The 19321-nt window shown below is 74.7% G+C and carries 12 protein-coding genes; 6 read left to right on the top strand and 6 right to left on the bottom strand.

The genetic code is table 11. The annotated features are described in order from the left end of the window. The first annotated feature begins 259 nt into the window (after positions 1–259). The 4 genes from ACFCLZ_RS35250 to ACFCLZ_RS35265 all read left to right on the top strand — a co-directional run bounded on the left by ACFCLZ_RS35250 (position 260) and on the right by ACFCLZ_RS35265 (position 5443). Positions 260–454, top strand: a complete 195-nt coding sequence (locus ACFCLZ_RS35250) for a hypothetical protein (RefSeq protein ID WP_380281971.1) — start codon at positions 260–262, stop codon at positions 452–454. Positions 455–913: 459 nt separating this feature from the next. After that, positions 914–4228, top strand: a complete 3315-nt coding sequence (locus ACFCLZ_RS35255) for a chemotaxis protein (protein ID WP_380281972.1) — start codon at positions 914–916, stop codon at positions 4226–4228. Continuing rightward, positions 4228–4509: a ferrous iron transport protein A gene (locus ACFCLZ_RS35260; RefSeq protein ID WP_380281973.1), complete on the top strand. Its 282-nt coding sequence runs from the start codon at positions 4228–4230 to the stop codon at positions 4507–4509. The genes ACFCLZ_RS35255 and ACFCLZ_RS35260 overlap by 1 nt, the downstream gene beginning before the upstream one ends. 163 nt (positions 4510–4672) lie before the next feature. Next, on the top strand, positions 4673–5443 hold the full coding sequence (locus tag ACFCLZ_RS35265) for a hypothetical protein (protein ID WP_380281974.1): 771 nt from the start codon (positions 4673–4675) through the stop codon (positions 5441–5443). A 10-nt stretch (positions 5444–5453) separates the two neighbouring features. Here the strand turns inward: ACFCLZ_RS35265 and ACFCLZ_RS35270 are convergent, their stop codons facing one another. Next, entirely contained in the window at positions 5454–5819 is a 366-nt protein-coding gene (locus ACFCLZ_RS35270; RefSeq protein WP_380281975.1) for a hypothetical protein, read from the bottom strand. A gap of 176 nt (positions 5820–5995) precedes the next feature. On the opposite strand from ACFCLZ_RS35270, the gene ACFCLZ_RS35275 reads away from it, so the two are divergent. Beyond that, positions 5996–6967: a zinc-binding dehydrogenase gene (locus tag ACFCLZ_RS35275; RefSeq protein ID WP_380281976.1), complete on the top strand. Its 972-nt coding sequence runs from the start codon at positions 5996–5998 to the stop codon at positions 6965–6967. An 86-nt stretch (positions 6968–7053) separates the two neighbouring features. Here ACFCLZ_RS35275 and ACFCLZ_RS35280 read toward each other — a convergent pair whose 3' ends face one another. The 3 genes from ACFCLZ_RS35280 to ACFCLZ_RS35290 all read right to left on the bottom strand — a co-directional run bounded on the left by ACFCLZ_RS35280 (position 7054) and on the right by ACFCLZ_RS35290 (position 9807). Further along, a complete protein-coding gene (locus ACFCLZ_RS35280; protein ID WP_380281977.1) occupies positions 7054–7704 on the bottom strand; it encodes a response regulator in 651 nt (216 codons plus the stop codon). Beyond that, positions 7692–8939 carry a histidine kinase gene (locus tag ACFCLZ_RS35285; RefSeq protein WP_380281978.1) on the bottom strand — a complete coding sequence of 416 codons (1248 nt, stop codon included), beginning with the start codon at positions 8937–8939 and terminating at the stop codon, positions 7692–7694. The genes ACFCLZ_RS35280 and ACFCLZ_RS35285 overlap by 13 nt, the downstream gene beginning before the upstream one ends. 214 nt (positions 8940–9153) lie before the next feature. Further along, positions 9154–9807 carry a TetR/AcrR family transcriptional regulator gene (locus ACFCLZ_RS35290; protein WP_380281979.1) on the bottom strand — a complete coding sequence of 218 codons (654 nt, stop codon included), beginning with the start codon at positions 9805–9807 and terminating at the stop codon, positions 9154–9156. Between the two features lie 92 nt (positions 9808–9899). Between ACFCLZ_RS35290 and ACFCLZ_RS35295 the strand changes: the two genes are divergently transcribed. Then, positions 9900–10523, top strand: coding sequence for an SRPBCC family protein (locus ACFCLZ_RS35295; RefSeq protein ID WP_380281980.1), 624 nt, complete (start codon positions 9900–9902; stop codon positions 10521–10523). Here ACFCLZ_RS35295 and ACFCLZ_RS35300 read toward each other — a convergent pair whose 3' ends face one another. After that, positions 10524–13697, bottom strand: coding sequence for an amino acid adenylation domain-containing protein (locus ACFCLZ_RS35300; protein WP_380281981.1), 3174 nt, complete (start codon positions 13695–13697; stop codon positions 10524–10526). Beyond that, on the bottom strand, positions 13694–19321 hold the full coding sequence (locus ACFCLZ_RS35305) for an amino acid adenylation domain-containing protein (RefSeq protein ID WP_380281982.1): 5628 nt from the start codon (positions 19319–19321) through the stop codon (positions 13694–13696). The genes ACFCLZ_RS35300 and ACFCLZ_RS35305 overlap by 4 nt, the downstream gene beginning before the upstream one ends.

The following is a 19321-nucleotide window of genomic DNA, read 5'->3' on the forward strand; positions in this document are numbered from 1 at the left end:
GAATTGTGCCCGGCACTCCGCGCGCGGACGCATGCCGTTCGGGCGTGGCGGACTCGCCGTTGTACGCCCGGATGTGCCCCCCCTGATACCGGGCGGGAAAAAATGCGGCCCGAAAGCTCAGGCCGAAGGCTGCGGAGATCCTGATGCGCGCGCGCCCCGGCCGGTGCGACGGCCCTGCGCTGCGGCGCCGACGATGTCGTCGGCCGTACGACCTGCTGCGGCCCTGCTGATCACAGCAGACCTCTCGAACACCTTCAGCATGCTGCTCCCCCTGCGGCTGTGCTGTGTGCGGGCCGCCACCAGTGCTGGTTCGGGCGTGCCCCGGCTGATCATTTCAGTGTCATGGATCCGGCACAAGAAGCTAAATGGATCGTTTGCTCGACAATTGGCTGAATTGTCCGATGAATTCCGGATCGGCCGGCTGTGCCACAAAATGGCCGGGGTGGGTCGCTAGGCGCAAATCCTCATACTTGCTCCAAGAATTCAGAGCATTGGGCGGGTGGTTGGGGAACCATCCATTTCGAGCCGGATTTCTCCCGCCGGAACCGGCCGCCGGGCATGCCGGATGCGCCAATCCGTCATCCGGTTGTCCGAAATCCGTGGAGTATTGGGATCGGAAATTCCGGCATTGGCGGACTATGCTCTGACGGCCCGCGTGCGAGTGGCGGATCGACCCGGAACCCCGAGAAGGATCCGTCCGACGAGAAGTGATTTCCGCCGGACGGCTGTCGGCGGATGTCCGCGGGCTCGAAGCGAATGAATCGATGTGATGGGGGGACCAGTGGGTTCGGAACGGAGACATCCACAACGTCGGGACCGACGTTTCCTGTACCGGGGACTGCTGCCGCTGGTGATGCTCGGTCCACTGGTCACGGCCGTGCCCAGCACGGCGGACGAGGCACCGGCTCCGCCGTTGTCGGATCGCGGGAAGGTCGTGGCGGCCTGGTCGGCGGGCGGCCCCGCCGTGCAGGCCGCGGCCGAGGGGGCCCTGACCGGTGACGACAGCCGGATCCAGGCCTTCCTGACCGCCGATCGCGCGGCCGCCGCGGGCAAGGACGCGCAGCAGACGGCGCTGCAGCTCGTCGCGGTCGGCGGCCGGGGTCTGCGCCAGGCGGCGGAGCGCGCGCTCGCGGGCACGCCGCAGGAGCTGGACGCCTTCCTGGCGACCGGCTGGAAGGCACCCCTGGAGCAGGACCTCCGGGTGCTGGCGGCGAAGTCCGTGGAGGCCGGCGGGCGGGGAGTCCAGGGCGCCGGCAACGCCGCCCTGAACGGGACCATCGACGACGTGCGCCGGTTCCTGACGAAGGACCAGTTCGTCCAGCGGGACGCGGACGACCGCGTACGCGTCGCACAGCTGGAGGCGGTCGGGGGTCCGGCCACCCAGCGGGCCGCGTCGCTCGCGCTCAACGGCTCCATCGAGGACATCCGGGAGTTCCTGTCCGTCGGCCAGTTCATCGCCCGGGCCCGGGACGAGGAACACGCCGGCATCGAGCAGCTCGCGAAGCAGGCCAAGGAGGCCGGCGCGCAGGCGTCCCGCGAGACCGAAGCCGCCAAGGACGCCTCCGAACGGGCCGTTTCGGCCGCCCGGCTGGCGAAGGAAGCGGCCGAGACCGCCGCCGCCGAGACCGCCGCGGCCCAGGGCGACTCGGCCAGGGCCGCTGCCGCGGCGGCCCGCGCGGCCGACGCGAGCCGCCGGGCGGCAGACGCCGCGAAGGCCGCGATCTCCGCCTCCCGAGCGGCGAACAACGCCGCCCGGCTCGCGGCGAACGCCGCCTCCCAGGCCGCGAACGCCGCCTCCGGTGCCGCGCGGGCGGCGACCAACGCCCGCAACGCGGCCGCGCTCGCCGCCACCGATGCCCAGCAGGGCGCGGCCGCCCGCAAGGCGGCCGAGGACGCCCGGCTCGCGGCGAAGCTGGCCTGTGACGTCGCGGACGCCGCCGCCCAGGCCGGCACGGCCGCCGCGGCCGCCGGTCAGGCCGCCAAGGCCGCCCAGAGCGCGAGCAGCAACATGGAGGCGGCGGCCACCGCCGCCGAGCAGGCGGGCTCGCTCGCCGGCCAGTCGTCCGCCTCGTCGGCGGAGGCCAAGCAGGCCGCCGACACCGCCCGCCGCAACGCCCGCGAGGCGACCCGCTCCGCGAACGCCGCCTCGGCGCTCGCCAACGAGTCGGCCACCGCCGCTACCCAGGCCCACGACGCGGCCTACGCGGCGGCCGGCCACGCGAACAACGCCGCGACCGCCGCCGACAACGCGGCCGCCCACGCCGGCGAGGCCGGCCAGGCCGCCCAGCAGTCCACGGCCCACGCCGCCGCCGCCCAGCAGGCCGCCGACGCCGCCTCGGCCGCGGTCGCCCAGGCGAAGACGGTGGAAGCCCTGGCCCGCCGCAGCGAGCAGGAGGAGGTCACCGCCCGCACCGCCGCGGCCATCGAACAGGCCCGGGACCTGCGCGCCACCGACGACCTCGTCAAGGCCGGCACCGCCCGGGCCGCCGACGAGGCCAAGAAGCTGGAGACGGAGGCCACCCGCCTCGCCGCCGAAGCGTCCCGGCCCGGCACCGACCCCGCCGTGGTGGTCGCCGACGGCCGCCGGATGGCCATCACCGCGATGAAGATCCGGGGCCCCTGGAGCCGCAACGCCGCACAGGCGGCACTCGCCGGCGCCCCGCAGGACGTGATCGACTACGTCCGCACCGGCTGGCAGGCCTCCGCCGCCCGGGACGAACGGTCCCACCTGGTCCACCTCGCCTACGACACGCGGGTCACCGCGCTGCGGACGGCCGCGCTGACCGCCCTGAACGGCGACAGCGCCGGGATCCACGCGTTCCTGGAGACCGGGAAGGACCAGGCGGCCGCGGCCGACTACCGGGTCCAGATCGCGAGGATCGCCGAAACCGGCGGCCGCGGCGTCAAGGACGCGGCGAACGCCGCCCTCAACGCGGGCACGGTCAGCGCCCTGGTCACCTTCCTGACCACCACCCAGTACACCGCGCAGGAGGCCGACGACCGCGTCCGCGCCGCCCAGCTCGCGGAGGCCGGCGGCCCCGAGATGAAGCTCGCCTCCGAGGTGGCCCTGGCCGGACCGGCCGCCGACCTGCGCGCCTTCGTCCGGATCGGCCAGTACCGGGCCCAGCGCCGCGACGACCTGACCACCGCCCACGTCGCCCAGATCCAGAACCTGATCGCCGGGGCCGAACGGGTCGCCGCCCTCGCCCAGCAGAACGCCAAACTCGCGGGCCAGACCGCGGCGCTCGCCCGGCAGGCCGCCGCGGAGGCGGCCAACTACGCCGACCAGGCCCGGAAGTCCGCCGACGCCGCCGAGGTGTTCGCGAAGCAGGCGGCCGGCTCCGCCAAGGCGGCCGACGACTCGGCCGCCCGCGCGGCGCAGTCGGCCCTCGCCGCCCGCCAGGCGAGCGCCGACGCCAACCGCGCCGCCACCCGGGCGGTCGTCTCCGCCACGCGCGCGCAGCTCTCCGCGAACGCCGCCCAGGGCTCGGCCTCCCAGGCCCGGACGGCCTCGGACCAGGCGAAGGCCTCCGCCCTCGCCGCCGGGCAGGACTCGGCCGCCGCGGATGTCGCGGCCAAGGACGCCTTCGCCGCGGCCGTGGCCAAGCAGCAGGCGAAGGAAGCCCAGTGGCAGAAGATCGTCGAGCAGTGGCGCAAGGACAACGCCAACCAGGACCAGGGCTCCGACGACTCCTGGCTGCCCGACTGGCTCGCGGACCCGCTGCGGACCGCGGCCACCTACACCGTGTCCGTCGTGACCAATCCCGACGTCTGGATCGGAGCCGGTGAGACCGCGCTCGGCTTCGTCATGGTGCAGGCCGGCGCCGCAGGTGACTTCGCCGGAGGCGCGGTGTGCCTCACCGGCGTGGGCTGCCTCGCGGGGGCGCCCGCCATCGCGGTGAGCACCGCCGCGATCGTGGGCGGCGCCTACACGGCGACCGACGGCATGCGGCGCTTCGGCGAGGGCATGGAGACCGCCCTCAGCGACGCCAGCGCGTCCACCGGCCGGACCTCGGCCGGCGGGAGCAACGAGCAGCGGGCGATGGACCTGGTGAAGGAGTACCCCCAGTACGGGAACCAGCTCCCGACCGTCATGAAGGACCCGCGCTGGCCCGCCGAGGACGGCTGGGTGAAGATGGAGCAGACCGTCGACGGCGTGGAGGTCCACTACGTGTACAACAAGCGGACCTTCGAGGCCCAGGACTACAAGTTCAAGGACCGTTCCTGATGAGCCAGGCGATTCTTCCCGAAGGCACCCGGGTCAGGGTGGTCCAGGACCCGGAGTGGGACGGCCCGTGGCAGGGGGAGTTCGACGGGACGGTCCGGTACGTCCCGAGCCCCCCGGAACCGGTGCGCCATGCGTCGGCCCGCCCCGGGGAGATGGCCTACTGGGTCCGGTTCGACGAGCCGCAGCGTGACGCGGACGGCGACGGCCCGTACGACAGGGCGCACATCTGGGACCGCTACCTGAGGCCTGCCGCCGAGTCGGGCCAGGGCCCGTCCGTCTAGGGTCCGACCGCGTTCGCACCGGACCGCCACCGCATCCATCGGTGGCGGTCCGTACGCGTTGCACCGCAGGAACCGCTCGCCCCGCCCGCCCGTCATCTCCACGGGGCTCGCCGCAGGCTCGGCGCCCTGTTCAGCCCTTCACCACCGAGGTCCGAGGAGATCCATGGCCGACACCGTCAACTCACTGGCCGCCCGCCTTCACGAGGTGCTGGTGGAGTTCCTGACCAAGGGCGCCCCCGCGGTCGGTACCAGGGGCTTCCACGACCTCGTCGCGCGCGCCACGGCGCTCGGCCCCGACGGCATGTGGCTCGCCGCCGCGGGCCGGGCGAGCCTCGGCGGGCTGGCGTGCGCGCAGGGGGACGCGGAACTGACCCTGCTCCACCTGGAGGCCGCGGTGTCGGGCGGCTACAACGACTGCGTGGCGCTCCACATGCCGCTCATGCGCCCGCTGCACCAGGACCCCAGGTTCCAGGCCCTGTACCGGCGGATCCGCGTCACCCAGGCCGACCTAGACGAGTTCTTCTGGCTGCACCGGGAGATCCACATCGCGATGCGGGACGCCCAGCAGGCGAGCGTCGACAACATAGGCCGCTACGACACCGGGGTCTCCCTGCTCCCGCAGGCCCCCATGCCGACCCGTGAACCGAACACCCTCGGCGTCCTGATCACCCGCATCGAACTCGCCGCGACCCAGACCGCGCTCCAGCAGGCGGCCGTCAAGGCGGAGTTCCAGCGCAGCGCCGGCAACACCAGCCTCAGCCTGATCGACGACAGCTGGGACTACACCCACGCCAGGCGCGACGCCTGGCACGCCGACGTGCTGGACACCCAGCGCCTGCGGGCCGCCGAGGCCCGGGCCTTCGTCGAACGGCCCGGCGCCGACACCACGCTCGCCCCCTGCCCGCCGCTGGGCTCGATCGCCTACCCGGGCTGAGGGCCGGCCCTCAGATCGCGGTCAGACAGTCCTCGTCGAGGCCGTCGAGGACGAACCCGTTCTCGAAGCGCACCCTGTACCGGGGCCGAGCGCCGGCTTTGGTGTCGTACGCCCCCTGCCGGATGATCTGCTGACGGAGGCCGTCGACCAGGTGGGCCGTGAAGCCCGTGAAGTGGTTGCCGCGGACCTGCTGATCGAAGTCCGCGAGTGCGGCCTGGGCCGCACCGGGGGCTTCGATCGCGACGCCCGTGACGATGCCGAGCAGGCCCTCGGCCAGGAACAGCGCACCCGGGGAGCCGGCGCCGGCCGCCGCGCCGCCCGCGGTGACCTGCACTTCCCTGGTCAACCTCACGTTCGCGCCGGCGCTGTACGGCATGGCGGCCCCCTCTTCGCTCGATCTTGGCGGTGACGAGCGTAACCGAGATGCACGGCGAGGTCATGGGGTCCGGGCGGCGGCCGCGCTGTTCGAGATGCGGGGCGCTTGACCTCAAGCGGGGTTGATCCCGCACGCTCGGAGTGTTCGAACTGACGCACCGACAGGGGGCAGGCACCATGCGCGCCGTACAGGTACACCGCTTCGGAGGGCCGGAGGAGCTCGTGCTGGGGGAGGTCCCGGATCCGGCGGCCGGGCCGGGGGAGGTCGTGGTGGCCGTGGAGGTGGCCGGGCTGACCTTCGTCGAGACCCAGATCAGGCGCGGCACCGATCCCTGGCACGAGCCGCCGGCGCTGCCGTACGTGCCGGGCGGCCGGGTCGCCGGCCGGGTGGACGCGGTCGGTGCCGGGGTGGACCCGGCCTGGCTGGGGCGGCGGGTCCTCGCGAGCACCGGGGAGACCGGCGGCTTCGCCGAACGGGCGGTCGCGTCGGCCGGGGCGCTCGTCCCGGCACCGGAGGGCCTCGGCCTGCCGGAGGCCGTGGCGCTGCACAGCGACGGCAGCACGGCGAGGGGGCTGGTCGAGCACGCCCGGATCCGCCCCGGGGAGTGGGTCCTGGTGGAGGCCGCGGCCGGCGGGGTGGGCAGCCTGCTCGTCCAACTCGCCCGCGCCGCAGGGGCCAGGGTGATCGGCGCCGCCGGGGGCGCACGGAAGCTCGACGCCGTGCGCGAGCTGGGCGCGGAGGCCGCCGTCGACTACCGCGAGCCCGGCTGGACGGAGGAGGTGCGCGCGCTCACCGGCGGCGCCGGCGCGGACGTGGTGTTCGACGGGGTCGGCGGCGACATCGGCCGGGCGGCGTTCGGGGCGACGGCCCGCGGCGGCCGCTTCTCCGTCCACGGCGCCGCGAGCGGAGCGGCCACCTCCGTCGACCCCGCGGACGCGCGCCGCGCGGACGTGGAGGTCATCGGCATCGACCAGCTCTTCGGCTTCGGCCCCCACCTCGCCCGTTGGGCCCGCGAGATCACGGCCGAGGCGGCGGCCGGCCGGGTGCGGCCGCTCATCGGCCAGACCTTCCCGCTGAGTCGCGCCGCCGACGCCCACGCCGCCGTCGAGAACCGCACCGCCCTCGGCAAGACCCTGCTGCTGGTGTGAGCCACCACCGGCATGATGCCTGGCCGGAGGGGAGGGTCGGCGCGTGGTCCGGCCAGTCGTCGGCCTGGTGGCGGGTGAGGTGCCGGTCACGTTCCTGACGCCGCCAGGAACCTCAGCACCGCGAGGACGCGGCGGTGGTCCGCGTCGGCGGTGGGGAGGTCGAGTTTGGCGAAGATGTTGTTGATGTGCTTGGCCACCGCGCTCTCGCCGACCACCAGTGCCTGCGCGATGCCGGCGTTGGAGCGGCCCTCGGCCATGACGCCGAGGACGTCGCGTTCACGCGGGGTGAGCCGTTTCAGTGGGTCGAGGTCGCGGCGCAGCAGGAGCTGTGAGACGACCTGCGGATCCAGTGCCGTGCCGCCTTCCGCCACCCGCCGCACCGCCGCCACGAACTCCGCTACATCGGCGACGCGCTGCTTGAGCAGGTAGCCGACGCCGCCGGTGTTGGTGGAGAGCAGCTCGGCCGCGTACCGCTCCTCCACGTACTGCGACAGCAGCACCACCGCCGTCCCCGGCCAGCGCCGACGGATCTCCACCGCGGCGCGCACCCCCTCGTCGGTGAAGCCCGGCGGCATCCGGACGTCGACCAGCGCGAGTTCGGGCCGGTGCTCCGCCACCGCCGCCAACAGCGCCTCGCCGTCCCCGACTTCGGTGGCGACCTGGAACCCGCCCATCTCCAGCACCTTGACCAGGCCGACCCGCAACAGCACCGAGTCCTCGGCGATCACCGCTCGCACGGCAACTCCGCCGTCACTGTGGTCGGTCCGCCGATGGGACTGCTGACCTGCAGGGTGCCGTCGATGGAGCCGACCCGCTTGGCCAGCCCGCTCAGTCCCGTGCCGGCGCGGGCGTCGGCCCCGCCCAGCCCGTCGTCGGTGATGTTCACCCGCAGCACCTTACCGACCCGCCGGACGGTCACTTCGGTACGCGTCGCGCGGGCGTGCTTGGTCACGTTGGTCAGCGCCTCCGAGACCACGAAGTACGCGACCGACTCCACGGCGGGCGCCGCCCGCTCCGCCAGATCGACCCGCAGGCGCACCGGCAGGGGCGCTCGGGCGGCCAGTCCGGACAGCGCCGCGTCCAGGCCCCGGTCTTCGAGCACGGCCGGATGCAAGCCCCGTACCAGGTCGTTGAGTTCCTCGATCGCCTGCTTGGCCTCCAGGTGTGCCCCGGCGAGCGCTTCGCGGGCTCCGGCCGGCAGGTCGGGCTGGGTGGCCATCGCCAGGCCCAGGTTGACCGCGAGCGAGACCAACCGCTGCTGGGTGCCGTCGTGCAGATCGCGCTCGATGCGGCGACGCTCGGCGTCGACGGCTTCGATCAGGCCGGTGCGGCTCTGGTCCAACTCGTCTACCCGCTCGCGGAGTTGCTGGGCCGGGCTGGGCCCGAGCAGAGCCATCGCCGCACGCGACTCGCCGCGGGCCGCCGCCCCCGCCGCCCACGGTACGGCGCAGAGCAGGACGAGTCCGCCCAGCGTGTAGCACGGCAGTTGCGTCGTGGCGTCGAACCACTCCTTGCGCACCTCCACCGGCAGCTCCCACACCCAGGCGGAGCAGGTGGCGCCCGCCAGGCCCACGGGCAGCGCCGTGAGCACCAGCAGTTCCGACACCGCCAGGACCGGGCCCAGCAGGAGGTGGTAGCCGAGCTGCCCCCAGATGCGCGGCGCGCGGAGCCAACGGGCGGCCGCCGCCCACGACCACTGCTGCTCCCGCGCGGGCGTCGGCCGGGGGAGGAACACGCCGAGCAGCGCCCGGTGCCGGGCCCGCTGAACAGCCGTCAGAACCGGTACACCGAGCAGGATCACGGCGACCGAGATGGGCAGCGCGAGCGGCCAGTTCCCGGCCTCGGCAGTGTTCGCCACGCCCCAGCTCCACACCGGCACCAGCCCCAGGTGCGGCAGGACACCGGCAGCCAGGAAACCGGCGTCCCGCCGCGTCCGAAGGACCGAGCGCCACAGCCCGGGAGGAATCATCACAGCTCGAACCTAGAGCACCACGACCAGTGCGTGCCATGCGCCCAGGACCCGGTCCGATGGTGAAACCAGTACCACCAAGGAGCTGACTCACCGCCACTTCAGGTCATGTGACGGCTGCGGCCGTTCCTGCCGGTCGGTAACAGGCGTTGTGGCAGGTGGCGGGACCATCGGCAGGTGATCGACGGGATTCTGCTGCCAGGGCGGGCGGGTTGAATCAGCCGAGCAGGGCGGTGAGTTCGGCGTCGAAGAGGACCTCGGGGTCGAACCGCATGCCGGTGAAGTGGCCGGCGAGTTCGAGGGAGAGGACGCCGTGGAGGCGGGTCCAGAAGGTGAGGAAGAGGGCGAGGGCCTCGGGTGGGGCGGGGTGGTCGGCGGCCCAGGTGCGGTGGTCGGCGAGGTGGGTGCCGAGGGGGGTGGGGGCGGTCGGGGCGGCCGGGTGGAGGGTGGCGGTGCAGGCGTTCAGCAGGGTGGTGGCGATCTCCCGGGAGATGGCGGTGGTGTCCTCGGGGGCCTGGTAGCCGGGGATCGGGGTGCCGTAGAGCAGCAGGTAGCGCTGGGGGTCGGCGAGGGCCCAGGTGCGCAGGGCGTGGGCGAGGCCGGTCAGGTCGGCGCCGGTGGAGGCGGCCGCGGCGAGGGTGTCGGCGAGGCTGCGGTAGGCCTCGCGGACGAGTTCGGTGATCAGCTCGTCGCGGTTGGCGAAGTAGCGGTAGAGGGCGGGTCCGCTCAGGCCCATCTGCTTGGCGATCGCGTTGAGGGAGAGTGCGGAGGAACCGGCGGTGGCGATCTGCTCCCAGGCGCGTTCCATGACCTCGGCGCGGACCTGGGTGCGGTAGCGCTCGCGGGGGGTGGTGGACTCCGTCTTCGCCATGGTTAGAAGGTATCACGGAAGCTATTGACTGTCGGAGTCGCGAGGAGTTAGAACTTCTAACGGGAGAGATGGTCTCTAGGGAAGGAAACGCCATGTCTGGAATCCGGGCCGCCGTGATCACCGTTCCGCTGGTCGTCGGGCTGTTGGGCGGTGCCGCCGCGCCCGCCGGGGCACACCCGGCGAAGGGGCTCACCTGCCGGGGTGCGGGCGTCGACCCCGCCGCGCAGGTGCGGTACCGCACGGAGGCGGTGATCGACGCGCCACTGAAGGTGATCTGGAAGCTGCAGACGGACGTGTACCGCTGGCCGTCCTGGCAGCGGCCCGTCACCAGCGCGGAGCGGATGGACCACGGCCGTTTCCGGGCCGGGTCGGCCTTCCACTGGACGACCCCCGTGCCGCCCGGGACCGGGATTCCGGCGACCGGCCTGGACATCACCTCGACCGTGCGGCAGGTCGAGGAGGGCTCCTGCATCCGCTGGACCGGTCCGGCGGTCGGGGAGGGGGTGCACATCGACGGGGTGCACGTCTGGAGCTTCACCAAGGTGAAGGGCGGCGTGAAGGTGAGCACCGAGGAGACCCACACCGGGCCGCAGGTCGATGCCAACGTGCCGATGGCGACCGCGATCCTCCGGGCCGGCCTGGAGGGGTGGCTGGCCGACCTCAAGGCCGCCGCCGGGGCGCAGGCGTCCGGGTGGACGCCTGCGCCCCGGTCCTGATCAGTCGGACAGGCGCTCCGCCGCCTCGTCGTCGCTCAGGGCCTCGATCTCCGCGATCAGCAGCTCCTCGACGCGCGCGGCGAGCGCGGCGGCCGTGGACAGCTCGAAGGCGTCGCGGATCGGGACGTCCAGGCCGACGCCCGCGCGGATCCGGGCGACCACCCGGGTGACCAGCAGCGAGTCCCCGCCGAGTTCGAAGAAGTCGTCGAGGGCGCCGACCCGGGGCACGCCCAGCACCTCCTGCCACAGCTGGGTGACCAACTGCTCGGCGTCGGTGCGCGGTGCCACGTAGCGGCTGGTGGCGGCCGGGGCCGGTTCGGGGAGGGCGGCGGTGTCGAGCTTGCCGTTGAGGGTCAGCGGGAGGGCGTCGAGGAGGACGACCGTGTCCGGGACCAGGTAGGCGGGCAGGCGCACGGCGAGGTGTTCGCGCAGGGCGCCGGGGTCGGGCTCGGTACCGGGCGCGGGGACGGCGTAGGCGACCAGCCGGCGCCCGCCGAGCACGACGGCGGCGGCGCGCAGGACGTCCGGACGGCCGGTCAGGGCGGACTCGATCTCGGCCGGTTCGATCCGGTAGCCGCGCAGCTTGATCTGCTCGTCGCTGCGGCCGAGGTAGTCGAGGGTCCCGTCGGTGCGCCAGCGGGCGCGGTCGCCGGTGCGGTACATCCGGGCGGACGGCCCTTCGGCGAACGGGTCGTCGACGAAGGCCGCGGCGGTGAGGTCCGGGCGGCCCAGGTAGCCGCGGGCCAGGCCGGTGCCGCCGATGTACAGCTCGCCCTCGGAGCCGCGCGGCAGCAGGGCGCCGCGCTCGTCGAGCACGTACAGCCGCACGCCGGGCAGCGGGCGGCCGAGCGGCGGGCGGCGCCCGGCGTCCGGGGCGCCGAGGTCGGCGGCGGTGACGATGACGGTGGCCTCGGTCGGGCCGTAGGTGTTGACCAGCCGCACCGTGTCGCCGTGCCGCTCCCGCCAGCGGGCGACGGCGTCGGCGCGGGCCTCGGAGCCGCCGAGCACCACCAGCCGCAGGGCGGCCGGCCACGGGGTGCGCCCGCCGTGCGAGACCAGCTCCTCCCAGTAGGCGGTCGGCAGGTCGAGCACGGTGACCGACGGGCCGTGCGGGTCGCGCAGCAGCTCGGGCAGGGTCCGGCCGCCGCCCGGGAGCAGGACGACGCACGCACCGGAGGCGAGGGCGGGCCACAGCTCCTCGGCGTGGGTGTCGAAGCCGATCGAGGCGAACTGGACGATCCGGTCCTCGGGCGTGAGGCGGTAGCCGTCCGGCCCGGCCATCCAGTCGACGCGGGCGGCCAGGGCGGCGTGGTCGACGGCCACGGCCTTGGGGGTGCCGGTGGAGCCGGAGGTGTAGAGGACGTAGGCGAGGCCGGCCCGGTCGTCGGACGCCACCGGGTCGGGGCCGGGCAGGACGCGCAGGCCCTCGCCGTCCTCGTCCGTCAGCAGCAGGACGGCGCCGGACTCGCGGACCATCAGCCGCCGCCGCTCCTCCGGGTGGGCCGGGTCGAGCGGCAGGTAGCCCGCGCCGGCCTTCCAGATCGCCAGCAGCGCCGTCACCAGGTCGAAGGACGGGGCCAGCCGGACGGCGACCAGCTGTCCGGCGACCTGGCCGAGCCGTTCGGCCAGTTCGGTCGAGCGGCGGTCGAGTTCGGCGTAGGAGAGGGTGCGGCCGTCGCACTCCAGCGCCGGGGCGTGCGGGGTGGCGGCGGCCCGTTCGGCGAAGCGGGCGAGGACGGGGCGGACCGCGGCGGGAGCGGCGGGACCGGCGCCCAGGGCGAGCAGCTCGGCGCGCTCCTTGGCCCCGATCAGCCAGTCGCCGTGCAGCGGCACCGTCGCGTCCTCGACGGCGGCGGTCAGCAGCGCGCGGCAGCGGGTGCCGAGCGCGGCCACCGTCGCCGGGTCGAGGACCTCCCGGTCGAAGGAGAAGGAGAGCGTCAGTCCGCCGTCCGGGGTGCGCCAGCTGTCCAGCAGCAGATCGGTCTTGGCGCGCTCGAAGCCGGAGTCCATCGAGGCGGTGCGCACCCCGGGGGGCAGCGGGGCGCCGCCCTCCTCCCCGGTCAGGTCGTACTGGCTCTGGTGGACGAACACCGCCTGGTAGAGCGGCGCCGCACCGGCCTCGGCGGGCAGGTCCAGGTGGGCGGCGAGCCGCTCCAGCGGGACGTCCTGGTGGCTGAGCGCGCCCAGGGTGGCGGTGCGGACGCGGTGCAGCACGGTGCGGAAGCCGGGCTCGCCGGTCAGGTCGGCGCGGAGCACGCCGGTGCGGGCGAAGTAGCCGACCAGCTCCTCCTGCGCGGCCTCGGTGCGGCCGGCGAGCGGGGTGCCGACCACGAAGTCGGTGCTGCCGGTCCACCGGGCCAGCACGCACTGGTAGGCGGCCAACAGCACCATGAACGGGGTGCAGCGCTCGCGCCGGGCCAGCGCGTCCAGGGCCGCCGTCAGCTCCGGGTCCAGCGCCACCGCGGCGAAGCCCGCCGGGTGCTGCGGCTCGGCCGGGCGGGGGTGGTCCAGCGGCAGCCGCAGCCGGCCGGTGCCGGCCAGCTTCTCCGCCCAGTAGCGGAACGCCGCCTCGTCGCCGCCCCCCGCCGCGCGCTCCTGCTCGGCGCGCGCGACGTCGCCGTACCGCAGCGCGAGCGGCGCGAGCTCGGCCGGCGCCTCGCCGAGCGCCTCCCGGTACAGCGCGAGCAGCTCGCGCCAGACGATCTTGAACGACCAGCCGTCCGCGACGATGTGGTGGACGACCAGCATGAGCGCGTGCTCGTCCGGGCCGGCGGAGACCAGCACGGCGCGCAGCGGCGGTCGTCCGGCGAGGTCGAAGGGCGCGTTGACGCAGGGGCGGCAGGCCTCGGTGAAGGCCTGCTCGCCGGCGCCGGGGGCGAGCGCGACCAGGTCGAGCGGGACGGGCGCCGGCGCTTCGACCAGCTGGACGGGCGCCTCGCCGTCCAGGGCGAAGCGGGTGCGCAGCGGCTCGTGCCGGGCCGTCAGCCCGTTCAGCGCGGTGCGCAGCGCGGCGACGTCCAGCGGTCCGCTCCACCGGCGGGACAGGTACATGTTGAAGCCGGCGTCGGCGGGGTGGAGCTGCTGCAGGAACCAGAGCCGGCGCTGTTCCTCGGTGAGCGGGTGGACGGCCTCGGCGGGGCGGGCGGCGCCGGTGGTCCGGTCGGTGGTGGTCATCGGGCGGCGACCTCGGTTCCGGTACGGCGCGCGGACGCGGCGGGTTCAGCAGACGTGGCGGGTTCAGCAGGCACGGAAGGCGCGGCAGACGCGGCGGGGCGGGCCTCGGACGGGGCCACGGCCCCGGTGCGGGCCGAGAGGGTGGCCAGGCCCACCAGGTCGTCGGGCTCGGCGTCGGGAACGTCACGGTCGAAGTGGCGCAGCGCCGGGACGGCCAGGCAGACGGCCACGAGCAGCGCCATGGCGAGGCCGAACAGCAGGTAGAGCAGGCCGATGCCGCGGCCCTCGCCGGTGCCGATCAGCCGGCCGACGGTGTCGGCCAGCGCGCCGTTCTCGTCGACCCACGGCTGGACCAGGCGCGGCCCGAGCGGTGCGACGACGGCGAAACCCACCGGAAGGGTGGACCAGGCCACCATGGTGTTGACCGCGATCACCCGGCCGTGGAAGCGCAGCGGCACCTTGGTCTGCACGATCGTCGCGTACACGCCGTTGACCAGCCCGAGCCCGTACGCCATGCCGAACGCGCCGAGCGCCACCGGCCAGATGCTGGGGCGCAGGCCGGTCACCAGGCAGGCGGCGGCCAGGCCGAGGGTGGCGAACAGGACGCCGCGCAGCCGCAGCCGGCGCGGCCCGCCCCAGACCAGCAGGGTCAGACCGCCGAGCACGGCGCCGAGCCCGGCCGCGACCGAGACCCAGCCCGCGGCCGCGAGCGGGGCGAAGGAGAGCACCAGCGGGGTGGTGAGCAGGAACAGCGGCGACAGGAAGATGTTGAGCACCGCGAAGAACAGCAGCATCGCCCGGAAGTGCCGGCTGCCGAGCGCCCGCCGGAACCCGGCCCGGATCTCGGCGGTGACGCTCTCGCGCCGACGCGAGGCCATCACGTCGGGGAAGCGCACGGCCAGCGTGACACCGGTGGCGACCACGTAGCTGGCGACGTCCATCACGAGGATGCCGCCGAGGCCGAGCGCCGAGAGCAGACCGACCGCGAACAGCGGGACCAGGAACTGGGCGAGGCCGAAGGCCATCTGGACGACGCCGTTGGCGCGGCCGAGGAAACGCTTCGGGACGAGCTGGGGCACGGCCGAGTTCCAGGCCAGCCGTTGGAAGGTGAGCGCCGTCGACAGCATCGCGATCAGCACGTACGCGTGCCAGACCTGCAACGAGTCGGCGAGGTAGAGCAGCAGCATCACCGCCTGGGTGAGGCCCGCCGCGACGTCGCCGTACAGCATGATCCGGCGCCGGTCGCCGCGGTCCACCAGGGCGCCCGCGAGCGGCGCGGTGAGGATGCCGGGGACCAGGCCGCAGGCGGCCAGCAGGCCGAACTGGGCGAGCGAGCCGGTGGTCAGGTAGATCCACACCGGCAGGGCGAACTCGGTGAGCGCCGAGCCGATCATCGAGATCTGCTGGCCGGCGGCGACGCCGAGGAAGCGGCGCATGGTCGGGCGCACGGCGGTGGACGCGGCGGCGGGGGCCTGCGCGGCGTCGCGGGACACCCCGGCCAGCCACCAGGTGGCGCCCTCGGTGCGCCGGTGCCGCTCCTCCGCGCCGTCCGCCACCGAGCGGTGCACGGTGGTGAGGATCTCGGCCAGCTCGGCGGCCCGGTACTTGAGGTAGAAGTGGCCCGCCTCGTCGAGCACCACCACGCCGGTGGTGCCGCTGAGCCGGTGCCACTCGCGGTACCGCTCCTCGTAGAACTCGGTGGCCGGGTCCCGGTCGCCGCAGACCGCGTACACCGGGGCGGCGATCCGGCCGTCCTCGCTCTCGAACAGCCGGGTGAAGTACTGCTCGGCCTCCCGGGTGCCGATCCGCCGGTTGGCGACCATCAGGCGCAGCTGCTCGGTGCCGACCTCGTCGGTGTCCAGGCCCGCCGCCGCCAGGGCGTTGATCATGCCCTGGTCGCTGCGCATCCGGTCGGCGGTGCGGGACCACCACTCGCCGACGGCGGCGCCGCGTCCGCGCGGCCGGGCGAACGGGAAGATGCCGCCGAGGTGGACGGCCTCGACCTCGCGTCCGGCGGCCTCCACCCGCCGGGCGATCTCGACGGCCAGCCGGACGCCGACGCCGCAGTGGCCGTACAGCACGATGCGGCCCTCGACGGTGTCGAGGATCTCCTGGGCGCAGCCCGCCGCGACCTCGTCGATGTCCATCGCCTCCTCGCCCAGCTCGTGGCCGGGGACGGCGAGCGAGTGCAGGGCCCAGTCGGCGGGCAGGACGTCGGCGAGCGGCTTGTAGATGAGCGCGCTGCCGCCGCCGTACGGTGTGCAGACCAGGCTCGCGGTGACCTTGCGGCCGGCCGGGGTGAGCAGGTGCAGCAGGCTGCGCGGGCCGCGGTCGGCGTGCGGGTCGCTGACCAGGGCGGCCAGCCGGCGCACGGTGGGGTACTTGAAGAGGTCCATCACCCCGACGGGGGTGGGGAGTTCGGGGTAGGCGCGGCGCAGCTTGGCGACCACCTGGGTGGCCAGCAGGGAGTGCCCGCCGAGTTCGAAGAAGTCGTCCAGGGCGCCGACCCGGGGAACACCCAGCAGCTCCGACCAGAGGGCGGCGAGGAACTCCTCGGCCTCGCCCTCGGGTTCGACGAACTCGCCGCTGGCGGCGGGCTCCTCGGGCTCGGGCAGGTTGCGCCGGTCGACCTTGCCGTGGGCCAGCAGCGGCAGCCGCTCCAGCACCACGAAGCGGGCCGGAACCATGTAGTCCGGCAGCACCTCGGAGAGGGTGTCGCGCAGGTCGGCCGCGGCCGGGGCCGGGCCCTCGCCCGGGTGCTCCAGGTAGGCGACCAGGGTCTGCCGCAGCCCCTCGCCGCGGGCCAGCACGACGGCCTGGGTGATGCCGGGCAGGGCGGTGAGGGCGGCCTCGACCTCGCCGGGCTCGACCCGGTAGCCGCGCACCTTGATCTGGTCGTCGGCCCGGCCCAGGTAGTCGAGCGTGCCGTCGGCGTGCCAGCGGGCCAGGTCGCCGGTGCGGTAGAGCCGGTCGCCGGGGGCGCCGAAGGGGTCGTCGACGAAGCGCTCGGCGGTCAGGTCGGGCCGGCCCAGGTAGCCGCGGGCCAGCCGGTCGCCGCCCAGGTACAGCTCGCCCGTGACGCCCGGCGGCACCGGCTGCATCGCCTCGTCGAGGACGTGGCAGCGGGCGCCGGCGAGCGGGGTGCCGATCGGGGTGCTGCCGGGGCCGGCGGCCTCGGCGGTGACCTCGTGGACGGTCACGCCGACGGTGGCCTCGGTCGGGCCGTAGTGGTTGAAGACCGCGCACCGGCCGAGGGCGGCGAGTTCGGCCGCCCAGGGCCAGGCCGAGGCCTCGCCGCCGAGCACCAGCGCCCGCTGTGGCAGCAGCCGCTCCATCGGGGCGTCGGCGCCGAGCGCGGCCAGGTGGGAGGGCGTCATCTTGAGGTAGTCGAGCTCCAGGCGCTCGATCTGCTCGGCGAGTTCGGCGCCCGCGATGCGGCGCGGCAGCAGGTGGACCCGGCCGCCGGTGCTCAGCGCGAGGTAGAGCATGGTGATGCTGAAGTCGAAGGAGAGCGACTGCAGCAGCCCGTAGCCGGCGCCCGGTTCGATCCGCAGCCGCTCCCGCACCCCGGCCAGGTAGTTGAGGATCTGGCGGTGCTGGACGGCGACGCCCTTGGGGGTGCCGGTGGAGCCGGAGGTGTAGATCACATAGGCCAGCCGGTCCGGCCCGGAGATCTCCTCCAGCGGCTGCGGGTCGCGCTGCGCGGGGTCGGTGTCCAGCAGCAGCACGGCGCCTTCGTGGCCGGGGAAGCGCTCGCGCAGCGCCGAGTCGGTGACCAGCACCCGCACGTCGGCGTCGGCGACCAGGTGGGCGAGGCGGGCGGGCGGCTGCTCCGGGTCCAGCGGCAGGTAGGCGCCGCCGGCCTTCAGCACGGCGACCAGGGCGACGGCCAGTTCGGGCGACTGCTCCAGGCAGACCGCGACCCGGTCGTCCGGTCCGACGCCGAGCGCCCGCAGCCGGCGGGCGAGGCCGGTGGCGCGCTCGTCCAGCTCCCGGTAGTCGACGGTGCGGCCCTCGAACTCCAGGGCCGGGCGGTCCGGGTGGGCGCGCGCGGTGTCGGCGAGCAGGGCGGTGAGGGTGCGCGGGCCGTCGGCCGGGTCGGGCAGTGCCGGGCCGGCGGCCCACCGCTCCAGGACGTCCTGCCGCTCGCCGGGGGTGAGCAGCGGCAGCCGGGAGATCGGCCGCTGCGGGTCGGCCACCGCGGCCGCGACCAGCAGCTCGAAGCGCTCGACCAGCTGTCGCACGGTGGCGGCGTCGAACAGGTCGGTGCGGTAGGTGAGCAGCCCGTACAGGCCGCCGTCGGACTTCTCCCGCAGGTAGAAGGCGAGGTCGGTGCGGGTGGTGGCGGCCTCGTGGCCGAAGCCCTCGGAGGCCGGGGCGCCGGGGGAGTCGGCGGCGGCGGCGCTGCGGTCGCCGTAGTTCTGGAAGGCGAAGCTGACCTGGAAGACGGCGGAGCGGCTGACGTCGCGCTCGATGTCGAGGTCGGCCACCATCTGCTCGAACGGCACCTCCTGGTGGGTGTACGCGTCGAGGGTCGTCCCGCGCACCCGGCCGAGCAGTTCGGTGAAGGCGGGATCGCCCTCCAGTCGGGCCCGGATCGGCAGCATGTTGACGAACAGGCCGACCACGCCTTCGAGTTCGCGGTGGAGGCGGCCGGCGACCGCCGATCCGATCGCGAAGTCCCGCTGTCCGGCGTGCCGGCCGAGCAGGGTCTGCAGCGCGGCCATCAGCACCATGTACCCGGAGGCGTTCGAGGCGCGCGCCAGGGCGGCGACGCCCCGGCCGAGTTCGGGGCTCCAGTGGAACTCGGTGGCGGCGCCCTCGAAGGTCAGCACCGGCGGCCGGGGCCGGTCGGTGGGCAGCTCCAGGGCGGGGACGTCGCGCAGTTCCTCGCGCCAGTACGCGCGGGAGCCGGCCACCGCCTCGCCGGCCAGCCGCTCCCGCTGCCAGCGGGCGTAGTCGCCGAACTGCACGGTCAGCTCCGGCAGTCGGTCCGGGGTGCCGTGCGCGTGCCGGGCGTAGAGCGCGTCGAGCTCGCGGTGCAGCAGGTCGAGCGACCAGCCGTCGCTGACGATGTGGTGCATCACCAGGGCGAGCACGTGCTCGTCCGGGGCGGTGCGCACCAGCAGGGCGCGCAGCAGCGGGCCGGCGGCGAGGTCGAACGGCTGCGCGACCCGCGCCTCGAGCTCCCGGGCGGCGCGGGCGGCCGGGTCCGGGTCGTCGGTGACGTCGACGAACTCGGCCTCGTACGGGGCGGGTTCGGCGATCCGGACCTGTGCGGTGCCCTCGGGGGTGGCGGGGAAGGCCATCCGCAGCGCCTCGTGCCGGGCGAGCAGCCCGGTGAGGGCGGCGTCCAGCGCGGCGCGGTCGAGCGGGCCGCGCAGCCGGCGGGCCGGGGCGAGGGTCCAGGCGGTGGAGCCGGGGGCGAACTGGTCCATGAACCAGAGCCGTTCCTGGCCGCTGGAGAGCGGCACCTCGGCGCCCGGGGGCCGGGCGGGGACGGTGCTCGCGGGGGTGGGTCCGGTGGCGTCCGCGGAGCCGGCCGCGGCGGCGCGCAGCCGCTGGGCCAGCAGGGCGCGCTTGGTCGCGGACAACCCGGCAGCGGGGTCCTGGAGGTCGGTCAT

Source organism: Kitasatospora purpeofusca (genome assembly GCF_042691725.1).
GTDB classification, from domain to species: domain Bacteria; phylum Actinomycetota; class Actinomycetes; order Streptomycetales; family Streptomycetaceae; genus Kitasatospora; species Kitasatospora purpeofusca_B.